The sequence below is a fragment of the Spiroplasma sp. ald genome (assembly GCF_044714355.1).
Classification (GTDB): Bacteria; Bacillota_I; Bacilli_A; order Mycoplasmatales; family Mycoplasmataceae; genus Spiroplasma; species Spiroplasma phoeniceum.
The window spans coordinates 1-12,184 of the sequence record NZ_RXFY01000025.1 but is presented as its reverse complement, the minus strand read 5'-3'; the positions used below and the strand labels follow the sequence as shown (position 1 = coordinate 12,184).

Annotated in this window: 11 protein-coding genes and 1 pseudogene; 6 read left to right on the top strand and 6 right to left on the bottom strand. The window is 25.3% G+C overall.

The window, feature by feature from the left end:
* Nucleotides 1–693: 693 nt before the first annotated feature.
* The 3 genes from EHU54_RS02290 (at nt 694) to dinB (ending at nt 3,907) form a co-directional block, all read left to right on the top strand.
* Entirely contained in the window at nt 694–1,728 is a 1,035-nt protein-coding gene (locus EHU54_RS02290; protein WP_400248726.1) for a hypothetical protein, read from the top strand.
* 125 nt (nt 1,729–1,853) lie between these two features.
* Complete coding sequence (locus EHU54_RS02285; RefSeq protein WP_400248724.1) at nt 1,854–2,642, top strand: hypothetical protein; 789 nt, start codon at nt 1,854–1,856, stop codon at nt 2,640–2,642.
* A 26-nt stretch (nt 2,643–2,668) separates the two neighbouring features.
* Nucleotides 2,669–3,907 (top strand): DNA polymerase IV, encoded by a 1,239-nt coding sequence (gene dinB / locus EHU54_RS02280; RefSeq protein ID WP_400248723.1) that lies wholly within the window; start codon nt 2,669–2,671, stop codon nt 3,905–3,907.
* Nucleotides 3,908–3,933: 26 nt separating this feature from the next.
* Here dinB and EHU54_RS02275 read toward each other — a convergent pair whose 3' ends face one another.
* Nucleotides 3,934–4,704 carry a hypothetical protein gene (locus EHU54_RS02275; protein ID WP_400248722.1) on the bottom strand — a complete coding sequence of 257 codons (771 nt, stop codon included), beginning with the start codon at nt 4,702–4,704 and terminating at the stop codon, nt 3,934–3,936.
* A gap of 146 nt (nt 4,705–4,850) precedes the next feature.
* Here EHU54_RS02275 and EHU54_RS02270 point away from each other — a divergent pair, with 146 nt between their 5' ends.
* On the top strand, nt 4,851–6,146 hold the full coding sequence (locus tag EHU54_RS02270; protein ID WP_400248721.1) for a cryptochrome/photolyase family protein: 1,296 nt from the start codon (nt 4,851–4,853) through the stop codon (nt 6,144–6,146).
* Nucleotides 6,147–6,492: 346 nt separating this feature from the next.
* Here the strand turns inward: EHU54_RS02270 and EHU54_RS02265 are convergent, their stop codons facing one another.
* Genes EHU54_RS02265 through EHU54_RS02250 form a run of 4 tightly spaced genes read right to left on the bottom strand, consistent with a single transcriptional unit; the run spans nt 6,493 to nt 9,489 of the window.
* On the bottom strand, nt 6,493–7,017 hold the full coding sequence (locus EHU54_RS02265; RefSeq protein ID WP_400248720.1) for a hypothetical protein: 525 nt from the start codon (nt 7,015–7,017) through the stop codon (nt 6,493–6,495).
* Nucleotides 7,018–7,024: 7 nt separating this feature from the next.
* On the bottom strand, nt 7,025–7,636 hold the full coding sequence (locus EHU54_RS02260; protein ID WP_400248719.1) for a hypothetical protein: 612 nt from the start codon (nt 7,634–7,636) through the stop codon (nt 7,025–7,027).
* The gene (locus tag EHU54_RS02255) at nt 7,626–8,234 is read right to left on the bottom strand and encodes a hypothetical protein (RefSeq protein ID WP_400248718.1); all 609 of its coding nucleotides are present in this window, start codon (nt 8,232–8,234) and stop codon (nt 7,626–7,628) included. The genes EHU54_RS02260 and EHU54_RS02255 overlap by 11 nt, the downstream gene beginning before the upstream one ends.
* A 7-nt stretch (nt 8,235–8,241) precedes the next feature.
* Entirely contained in the window at nt 8,242–9,489 is a 1,248-nt protein-coding gene (locus EHU54_RS02250; protein ID WP_400248717.1) for a hypothetical protein, read from the bottom strand.
* 526 nt (nt 9,490–10,015) lie between these two features.
* On the opposite strand from EHU54_RS02250, the gene EHU54_RS02245 reads away from it, so the two are divergent.
* Nucleotides 10,016–10,594 (top strand): NAD(P)-dependent oxidoreductase, encoded by a 579-nt coding sequence (locus tag EHU54_RS02245; RefSeq protein WP_400248716.1) that lies wholly within the window; start codon nt 10,016–10,018, stop codon nt 10,592–10,594.
* Nucleotides 10,595–10,622: 28 nt separating this feature from the next.
* Nucleotides 10,623–10,955: a SemiSWEET family sugar transporter gene (locus tag EHU54_RS02240; RefSeq protein ID WP_400248715.1), complete on the top strand. Its 333-nt coding sequence runs from the start codon at nt 10,623–10,625 to the stop codon at nt 10,953–10,955.
* A 70-nt stretch (nt 10,956–11,025) separates the two neighbouring features.
* Here the strand turns inward: EHU54_RS02240 and recA are convergent.
* Nucleotides 11,026–11,985 (bottom strand): annotated as a pseudogene (gene recA / locus EHU54_RS02235) (recombinase RecA).
* Nucleotides 11,986–12,184: the final 199 nt, after the last annotated feature.

Here is a 12,184-nt window from a genome sequence, read left to right as displayed (position 1 = left end):
TTATAATTTGCAATTATTATAGATAGCATAGAAGATGTATTTAAAATTAAATAATTTAAATAAAAAAGTCATTTTTCGTTGTAGGAAAATATTAATTTTTTAAATAAAAGACATAATTAATTAAAATTATAATTTGCTATTAGTATCTTTTTAAAAATATTTACAATTATTTTAATAGGTTATGCAAGAAGTCTAGTGATATTATTTGTTTGGTATGGGCTATTTCCTACAACACCAGGCATAATGCTGCTAGCAATTGTTGTGATCCCTAGTATGCTTATTAATTTTTTCATTTTGTTTTCCTTCTTTCATTTTCAATATTTAATATTTTAATATTTTGATATAAAAAAATGAAAATAAAGCACAGGGGTGGTTGGTACTCAAATTTAAACAACTTAAGATATTTGGTATGTAAAAAATTAATTCATAATATTATTATCAAATTAAAAAAACAGTAACAGACATAAATACTTCACACTCGTATTTCTATAGTAACATTGTTAATATAATTGTTAATATAGTTTTAATAATTTGATATAAGTTTAATAATATTCATAGTATAGCACTAATTAATGACTTAATCAATGATTATTTAAAAACCAGATATTTTATTAATCAGAGCTATCTGAACCCTTTTTTTCACCTTAATTTTATAGTATAATAAATAAATAAAAAAATATGGGGGTTTTAATAATGGAAAATAATAAAAAAGTAATTGATTATTGAGATGATTATGACCCAAATGATTTTGATCCAGCAAAACGACCAACTTCAATTTTGCAAGATAAAACGATATTAAATAATAATCAAAATTCTGTTGATAAAATTACTAGATTAACAAATGAATTTGAGACATATTCATATTACAATAATAAATTTAATGTTAAACAAAATAATGTTCAAAATGATGTTTTTGATCACAATGATAATTATGATGAATTAGATTATTCTGAATGTCAACCAATAGAAGGGGCAGAAATTAACCAAGCAACAGAATTAACTGATTTAGATGAATTAAATTTAAATAATAAGAATCGATTTGTTCCATTTAATGAAAATGATATGGTTACTCCAGCACTTGATGTTAATCAAATTTATGATCGTTGGCAAAAATCAAAAGCTAATTTAATTACGCGTAAATTAGATGTTCTACGAAATTGAGTTCAAGAACAACGGATTGAAGGACGCCGAAAATATAGTTTTTATGCTCCTAAATCATTAGAAGAATTATTAAATAAACCAGCTCAAGTTGTACTAGATGCGACTCCATGCGTTGGCGGTGATGAGGTTTATCCTGACCAAAAATATTTTAATAATCCAGTTTTACTTTCAAAAGTACAGGGTAAAAATAATGATAATTTGTCCTTATCTAATAGTAATGATGGAATACCGCTAATTTCAGATGAAATCTTAGACAATGAACCATTAACAATGAGCAATATCTTAAAAAATGCTAAAATAAATATTGATGCAAGTAAAAAAGAAGCAATCTTTATTAATTATGAGGATGTGCTAGATCCCAATAATTTAAATTATGAACAACGTTTGCGTTTATTAAAATTAGCAGCTGACCCCAATAATGAAGAACGAAAAAAAATGTTACAAATGAAATTAAATAATGGTAGTTTACTATCCTTATCAGCAATGGTTAAAGAACGATTACAAAAAGTTAAAACGGGAGAGATTGAATTAATTGAGGAAATAACTCTTACAAAAGATAACAATTAGAGTAAAAGGAAAAGAAAAAATATTTTTTAGCACAATAACCTATTAATGTTTACACTTTCAAGTTATAATATATAATATAAGGAGTATCAGTTTATTTTATTATTTAATAGTAGAGGATGATTACGATGATATTAGGAAATAGTGAAATAGCCTTTATTTTAATTGGATTTTTTATTGCGATTAATATTATTATATTAATTTTTTTAATTTTATCTTACCGAAATATTTTAGTTCCAATTCCAAATTTAAATAATGCTCCAAGTCAATCAATGATTTCATTAGAAGTAATTGATCGCTATTTAACGAAAAAGAAAATTACTGGTTTAAAAGTTGTTCGTAAACCGGGCCAAGTTTTAATTACACATTCTTATAAAAAGAAAACATTTTATATTAATGATTTACAATTATTTAATCAGTCTTATTTTTTATCAGGGATGGGATTAGATTATGTTTTAGGGCGAACATTTTTTGCAACCCAATTATATTTAAAAAATAAACATGCTCAAACAATGCATTTCTTATTATATTTGGCTCCACCATTATTATTGTTATTCTTTCTTATCGTCTCATTATTTACAATTATTTTTATTGCTATTTTAAAAACTAATCCCGCCTTGTTAGAACATAACAATTTCTTTTACTTTATTAATCGCTATGGAGTTTTAAATTTATTATTAATTTTTATTATTGCAGCATATTTAATTTTATTAAGTTTTAATGGCCATTTTAAGCAAAATTTAGAAAATTGATATGAAACAGAAATGCGACCATTTGTTAAAAAACAGTTTCCGGAGTTATATGATGATTGAATTATTGCTCGTAGTTATTCACGGAGTATTCAGTTTACATATATTTTTGGTTATAATTTTATTTTTAAAAAAATTTATAAATATACAGGACCCTTTGGCCTTTAGTAAAAGTAAAATAGGGGAGAGAAAGAATGAAAGTTATTTTTCATATTGATATGAATAGTTTTTTTGCTAGTTGTCATCAAGTTGCTAATCCCCACTTTCAAGGAAAACCACTTGTTGTTGCTAATTCTTCACGGCGAGCAGTTGTAACAACAGCGAATTATGAAGCACGACAATTAGGCATTAATAGTCCAATGCCGTTATATAAGGCAAAAGAAATTTGCCAGGACCTTGAAATTGTTAAGCAAGATTTTGGTTTATACGTTGATTTTGCGCAAAAATTATTTGATTTTATTAGTATGCATTATACTGACAAAATTGAAGTGGCTTCAATTGATGAGTGTTATATTGATGTAACTGATATTTATTTAAAATATGGTTCGGCAATGCAATTAGCGCTTGATATGCAACAAAATGTTTTTCAACAAATTGGATTACCAAATAGTATTGGTATTTCATATAATAAATCACTAGCAAAAATTGCTAGTGATATGAAAAAACAAATGGGAATTACGTTAATTCGGCCAGAAGATGTTACTGACTTAGTTCAACCATTACCAGTTAATAAAATATTTGGGATTGGTAAACAAGCAACTCATCGTTTAAATGAAATTGGAATTAATACGATTAAATATTTAGCAGAGTTTGCTGATCTTGCAACATTAGAAACCATTTTAGGCAAACCAGCACATGCTTTTGTTGAACGGGCTAATGGTGGTGGTGAACAACAATTAACTTTTGAACATAATAAATTAAAACAAATTGGTAATGAAACAACTTTTGAATATGACTTAATTGATTATGAAGATATTAAGAATAAAATTTATTTATTAGCAAAACATGTTAGTCAACGAGCACAAAAACGAACAATGGTTGGCAATGTCATTTATGTTACATTTAAAAATGCTAATCGAAAACGTTTTACAAGACAACAAACAATTAAAAAGTATACTAACTTCCTAGATGATATTTATTCAGTGGCAATTATATTATTTGATCAATTTTGATCAGGTCAGCCAATTCGGTTAATTGGTGTTGGTTTACGAGGAATTATTAGTAAATATGATTTAAGAGAACAAGTTTCATTTGAAACATTAGAAACCTTACAACCAGATACTACAACAAATAAATTAATTAAGGAAATTAATAAAAAATACTGCCAGGATGTGTTATTAACTGGTCAAAAATTAGAAGAAATAAAATACTTATTACATAGCCAAACAAAATATATTCAACCAGATCAACGTATTTTAGATGAAACAAAATAAAAAGAAAAGGGGAAGTAAATCTTTTTTTATTCTCCCCTTTTCTTTTTATTATTTTTTTCTTTTGCGATTGCTTTAACAACAGCTTTTTCAATTAAAGCTTCAATTTCTGTTGCAGTTAAGATAATAGTTGGTTCAACTGGTTTATGACTTATTTTTTCCTTAGTAGTAGTTTTTTGTTTCTTTGTTTGTGCTGGATTAGGTTTATTATTGGTTGACTTTTTTTGTTTCGATGCGTTTAAAACGGTTTTTTTTCCTTGGTTAGTTTGCATTTCAACATTTAATTGATCTAAGTCATTATTATCAAAATCACTAATTGTTTCTAACGGGTCTTCTTCAGATGAACTTTTGATGCGTTCAATGCCACGATTAACTCGATAAGCATGATCGATTATTTCTTGCAAGCCAGGATCTTTTTTACTAGTACGAGTAGGGGAAGATAAATTATTATTATCTCTTTCACCTACTTCTTGTTGGTTGGTAACTGCAGCACGTAAACGAGCCATTTTTGCTTTAATATCATTTTCATCAACACCAATCGCTTTTTCATCTTCATTTGGAATTCCTAATTTGTGTTTAATGTTTTCATTATTTTTTTTAGCATTTTCTAAAATATATTGAATTGTTCCCTTTTCAACTACTTCTGGTTTAATAGGTTCATTACTAGTTGTAGTTGGATTTAGCATTCGATTCATTTTTGCTTTAATCTTATTTTCAGTTGCTCTTGAAATAGCTTTATTACTATTTTCTGAACATTCATGAATTTTTAAATGAATTGGACAAAATGTTGGTACTCCCATTCTAACTCCCCGCTTCTCTTTAATATCTGTATATAATTATAACTTAAATTAGAATAAATGTGTATTAGATTAAATTTAATCCTTTTTATGTGACAGCATATTTATAGTATAATGATAAAAAATAAATTAGAAAGTGGTTGTAATTAATGAACATTTTTATTTTTCATCGTGATTTTAGAATTGAAGATAATCTTGGTCTTGCTCAGTTGGCTAATGAAGAAGATAAAATTTATTTATTATTTATTTTTACAAAAGAACAAATAAAAGCAAATAATTATTTTTCACCTCGTAGTTTTCAAGCAATGGTTCATTGTTTAAAACAATTAAGGAAAAAGGTTAATGTTAATTTTCTAAAAAGTGAAAATGAACAAACCGGAATTAAATTTTTATTAGACCAAGGTTATAAAATTAATAAAATATATACAAACCGTGATTATACACCATTTGCTCTTAACCGAAGTAAAGCAATGCGTCAGTTATCAAAAGAATATAATTTTATTTATCGTGAATTTGATGATTATGTATTAATAGAACCATGAACAATAAAAACTAATCAAAATGGATATTATACTGTTTTTACACCATTTTGAAATAAATTAAAAGGACATTTTAACGATAATAAGATTGTTCCTTATAAGGTTAAATCCTTTTTGCCCCAACAATTAAAAAATCTTGAGATTTTACAAGATATTACAAATGTTAAATCTAGTGATTTTAATTTACCATTAGTACCCGAAAAAGTTAAAACAGCAATTTTTCAGTTAGATCAAAATTATCATCAAACTCGTGATTTTGTTGATTTAGAAACTAGTACAGCAAAAATTAGTACTGCTTTAAAATTTGGTGTTATTTCAATTCGACAATGTTATCTTTGAAGCATTGAAAAATTTGGTGTTTTTGATAACGCTTTTGCGCGCCAATTAGCATGGCGAGATTTTTATTATCAAGTAACTTATAATGCGCAATTACATCAACAATGATCTTTTAGTGAAAATTGAAATAAAAAAATAACAATTGACTGGACAAATAATCCAGAATGATTACAAAAGTGGCAAAATGGTAAAACTGGTTATGATTTTATTGATGCTGGAATGAAAGAGTTAAAAGAAACAGGGTTATTACATAATCGAGCAAGAATGGTTTGTGCTTCGTTTTTAGTTAAGAATTTACAAATTGATTGACGTAAAGGCGAACAATATTTTGCTCAACAGTTAATAGATTATGACCCTATTATAAATCAATGCTCATGACAATGAGTAGCAGGGACGGGATTTGATGCTCAACCATTTTTTCGAATTTTTAATCCTGAGTTACAACAAAAAAAATATGATCCAACAGCAAAATATTGTAATAAGTTTTTAAAAAACCGCCCCACAATTAATAAAATTGTTGATTACAAAATGTCTGTTAAAAAAGCGTTAGAAATTTATAAAGGTAAATAACTAAAATTATGGAAAAATGCTAGCAAAGTTCATATTTTTATTTTGGAAAAATATTTTATTTTATTAAAAAATAAAAAAATATTGTATTATTTTAATATTAATAGTATACTATGGGTAAAGAAAAGTATTTTTCCTAAATCTCTAAAGTAAACAGAATAATTATATAAAGGATTTATAATTACTACTATCTCTCCCCTTTAGGTTATCTCTTATCTTTTCTTTTTATTAATTAAGTTACCATAAAAAAAATAATTTACATAAATCCTTATTTTGCCAACATAATTATTTTTATTACCCAAACAGAAAAAAAGCAATCAACCTGTTGGGAAAACCAGTTGATTGCTTTTTAATTTGTTAATTTAATTTGTTCTAAAAATTCAAATGTTTTTTTCCCAACAATAACTTTTTTTTCAATTTCTCCATCAACTTTATAAATAACTTTATTAAACAAACCATTGATATCAATACCAATCACTTGCGATAAGATAATTTCTTCATCTAAAAAGAAAATGGTTTCATCATTTACTTTAATTCATAAACTATTATTAACTAATGTTTGAATAATTAAATAACTTAAAATTAAGCCATAATTACAAATTGCCATAATTACAAATAAATAAGCAAATGTATTTGAGATATTTGATAAAATCATTAATAAAATATAATCAATAATAATAAAAATATTAAGTGGAGTTAAAAGCAGATAGATGGTAATAAAGATAAAAATTATCATTGCTTTTCATTTATACTCTTTAATTGCCTTATTATTTTCTTTTTGTTTTTGATAATGAATAAAAAATAAAGTATGAAAAGTATATAAAGCTAACATTAAGATTAATGAAAAAACTAAAATAATAATATGCATTTTCATTGTTTACTTAGCCTCCCCTATTTTGTTGTCATGTTTTAAAAATTGTCATTGATATTTTAACATCATTTGTAATAAAGCGATAAATTTTTTCAGTAGTACTAATAAAAAAACCGATTTGATAAAAACCATTAAGATTAAAAATACTTGGTAAAACAAAATTAATATTTTTTAATCAAATAATAAGATTTTGATCTTTAGTTTCAAAAACTAAGCGGTAATTTGTAACATAAATGGTTCCATTAATTGTTTCCTTACCATTATTAGTAGTAAGATTTAAATAACCAGCCAAGTATTCAATATAATATTGCTCTTTCATTTGTTGAGTTAAGTAGTAGATATTTTGTTGAAGTTCTTTTGGTTTTGTTATTTCATAGCCAATAATTGGTGCTTGATAATAACAAATTTCATTTTTTGGCAATTCATATTTAATTTTAATTACGACTAAATTATCATTTAACAATGTTTGATTGTTATCAATCATTTTTTGTAGTTCATTTTTCTTTTGTCTAAAATGTTTTATTTTTTGTTGCTGGCATAAAGCTAAAATAGCAACAATAATTATTGCAACACCTAAAATAGTACTAAATAAAATAATTCCAATTAAATAATTATGATTCATGCTTTCACACCTTATAAATTAGATATGGCGTTTCTAAACCTTTTACAATAATCATAAAACGTTTTTGTTCCGTATATAAATAAAAGTCTTGATATAGAATATTATTAATTCGAAAAATACTTAATTCAAGATTATTAACTTCACTTAATGGTCAAGTTGTAATAATGTCTTCATTTATAATTAAAATTCTTTGGTTTGTAATAAACATATGACCATTTTGAAATGGAATTTGATACATTTCTTTAATTCTTTTACCTTGCCCATAACCAACACTAATTCCATTTTCAAATGGAATTGTATATTTGGAATGAGTTTGATTATTTTTTAATTTATGTTGAAGATAAACATTAACAGGAATATTACTAAATACTTTTTCATCTGGTTCTAATTTAAATTTAACGTTAATTTCTTGCAAAGTTAATTTTGATAAATTATTATTAATATATTCTTGATTTTCAACTTCTAGTTGTTTAAAAATTTGAAAAAAAGTTGCTGTTTTTTTTTTTTTTTGATAAAATCATCCTAAAAAACCAATAAAAATAAATAATAAACTAAGAAAAACTCCAATTATAATTCATCCTAAGATTGTCATTTTCATCAACTTCCTATTTTAAAATATTAATGCCATTATTAAAATTATTAATAAAAGTTTGGAGCATTAATTCTTCTGCTGAATTTCGTGGTTGTTCAAACCTATTATAATAATAAATATTAATTAAATCTTTTGTTTTTTGATTTAGTTTATCATAATATTTTTTATTAATTAAAAAATGGGTTCCTTGATTAAGGATAATACTTGATAGATAATTTTGTCATTGTTTTTCATTTTTATTTTTTTCTGCTCATTCAGCAAAGTAAGTATTTAAAATCCGATTATTTTTATGATAAATAAAATGAATTTCCCCTTTTTTCGCATTATTAACTAATCTTGTGTATAAAATTTTATTTGGTAAAAATGGATTATTCGGTGAATTAATTGCTTGAAAAGTGATTGGAGTTAATTGTGCTAATAGAATATCATTGCAGACAATTGAATGAATTTCTTTTGGCAAAGTTATTTTTTTAACAACATAGCTATATTGTTGATTATCTAAATCATTTAATAAACGTGATAATTCTAATTGATAAACTAACGCTAATTTCATAATTCGGCGAAGTTTAATTGTTAAAATCACTTGTTCAGCAACACTTAAACTATAATAATAATTAATATATGTTTCATAAACTTCTTGATGATCCACTAAATTATCGTTAATATTCATTAATAATGCTTCTAACTGCGGTACAAGTGTTTTGTTTGACTGAAGATATTCATTCAAATGTTTTTGACAAAAAACATTAAAAAAATAAGGTACTTTCTCTGTTGATGTTAAATCTAAAAAAGATGTTTTAATATTTTTAAAAAAATGTTTAGAATGATAACGATTTAAATAATAATGATTTTTACTAATATCAAGCGAATAAAGATTATGCTGACCAACTTTATTATTACATTCTTGTAAAATACATTTTTGTTTAATACATTTTTTTAAAACTTGTTGATAATGCTTTGTTTCTTGTTCAATATATTGTTCTTTTAATGTTAAGTCCCCTACTGCTTGTAAAATTGAAATATATTGAGCACGATTTTTAGTTGAATTTAATACCTTCGTTTTGCAACAATTTGCATATTGCTCATTACTTAAACAAATACATGTTTCATTATCATCAAAAGTAAAAATTGGTCGATAATGTTTATGCAAATAATCTAATTGATCATCATCTAAATAATAACTTTTTAATAAAGCATCAAACATTGCTTGCTCGGAACTTTTAAACGTATCTTCCAACTGCTTTTCTAATCCATTTTGCATGTAAAATAATTCCCCTCTGTTGTTTATACTTTATTATAATTATAAACTTATCTAGTTAATTTTGCTATAAAAAAAGCGTTTTACTAACAGTAAAACGCTAAAAGGCAACATATAGATTTTTTCCACCAACATTGCAATTAGTTATTATTAAAAAAAGTAATATTTTGGACCGTTAAATGATTATACAATTATAAAGAGTACTTATTTGCAATGTTGGTTTCATTTTGTAGTTTTTTACAAAGGAAACATATAATTAAAAACATAATTAATTATTAAGATTGGGCCATATTAATAACTAATTAGTCTTTATGCAACTTATTTTAACTACGTTGTTATTATATTTTATTTGCAAAAATTTTGCAAGTATTTTTTAATTTAACAAATTATTTTATAAAAAAGATTTAAAAAAATAATTTTTTCTTTTATAAAGATGCCAATAAAATAAGGGTTTTTGAAAAAAATTTAGTTATTAATTTATCCATTCTAGAAAAAATAAATATGTTAAAATATTAGTAAGGGAAAAAATATGAGAATTTTATTGATTGGGGCTCAAGGTAAATTGGGTCAGAAACTTATTAATGAACTTATCAATTATAATAACCTTACCATTACTAAATTTGTGGGCAATGCCAGCGATTTTGAACAACTTAAAGCCCAAGCAATTGGACATGATGTTTTAGTTTCAACAGTTAGTGCTCGCAGTATTGAAGAACTAGTAAAAATTGCAAATAATATGATTACAATTGCAGCAGAAAATAACCAGCGAATTGTTTGAAGTGGTGGTGGTGGTTCATTATGAACATGAGACCGCACAAGATTAATTGATATTCCGATTAACCAATTTCCTGCAAATTTAGAAAGTTGTAAACCAGCTGTTTATGGTCATTATGAAGTATTAAAATTATTACAAAATAGTTCGATTACTTGATCATATATGTCACCAGCATTAGAATTTGAAGATATTGAACCACTAGGATGATATCAAACGAAAATTAGTGATGATGCTCTATACAACGAAATTAACATTAGCTTTGCTAGTTACACTAGTGGGGCCAAAGCACTAGATTTGAACCAAAACTTTACAATTTATGAAACATGTCATTAAAACGGAAATAGAATTTTAGAAGTTTTAAATGGCAACTTATGAAATTATTGGTTGAGTTGGGACTAGTTTAACAAGCATTTATCTTATTCCGCAGAGTATTAAAACAATTATTAAAAGAAATACAAAAGGAATTTCATTACTAATGTATTTATTACTAATAACTGTTTCTTTAGTTTGAATTTGTTATGCTGTTATTAGTCCAGAAATTAATTACCAAATAGCTGTCACAAATATTTTACAAGCTTTTTTTGCTAGTATTATCTTTATAATTAAACTAATTAATGTTATTCGGAAAAAAGACCCGAATGAGTTTCGGATTTTATTAGAAAAATATCATTTTAAAAAACAAAAAAAAGACTAAATAGAATACGAAATAATAAAAGAAAAAGTTATTCAAAGAATAACTTTTTCTTTTATTATGTTTCATTTAACTAATCTTGTTGTCTTGTTTTAAAATTATTAATAATTTGTTGTTGAATTTCCAAAAAAACTGCTGGATTCATTTTTAAATATTTTTTTACACGTTCTCGGCCTTGACAAATTTTATTATTTTGATAAGCATATCATACCCCGGTTTTTGCTAAAATATCATATTTTACTGCTAAATCAATTAATTCATAATATTTATCAATTCCTTCATTATAATTAATATCAACAAGAGCTGTTTTAAAAGGCGGTGAGACCTTATTTTTAACCACTTTAATTTTTACTTTATTGGCGGTTGCTACTCCTGCTGTTGTTTCAGGATTAGCAAATAAAACACCAACTTTTTCGCGAATTTGATTAATGAAAATAACGATTGAATTTGTCTTATTAATTACTCCGTTTAATTTTCGTAAAGCTTTACTCATTAAACGTGCTTGCGCACCAATTGTTACATCACTCATTTCTCCCTCTAATTCTACTTTGGGCACTAATGCGGCAACAGAATCAATGACAACTAAATCAATTGCATTCGATTTAACAAGTGTTTCTAAAATATCTAATGCTTGTTCACCTGAATCAGGTTGGGCAATAATTAATTCAGCAATATTAACACCAAGTTTTTTAGCATAATTTGGATCTAAAGCGTGTTAAGCATCAATAAAGGCTCCTCGCCCACCATTTTTTTGTACTTCAACAATAGCATGTAATGATAGAGTTGTTTTTCCTGATGATTCTGGCCCAAAAATTTTAATAATTCGTTCTTTAGGATAACCACCAACTCCAATTGCTTCATCAAGTAATAAACTTCCAGTTGAGACAGCTTCAATTGTTAGGTTGCTTTTATCCCCTAATTTCATAATAGCGCCTTTACCATATGTTTTTTCGATTTCTTTCATTACTGTTTTTAAAATTTCATCTTGGTCAACGGTTTTTGTTTCAGGAGAAACTGGTTTATTATCTTCCATTATTTTATTCTCCTTTCTGTTTATTTTTATCTTTTTTTACTATTAATTCCTTGTTCTTTTTCTAAAATTTGTTGTAAATGTTTAATTATTGTTGTAACAGTTGCAATTTTAATTTTTTCTCGTGATCAAGTTGGATTAAATGTTAATGCGAATGTTGTTGCTTGGTTTTGAAAAATAATAGACTTCTTGCATAACCTAG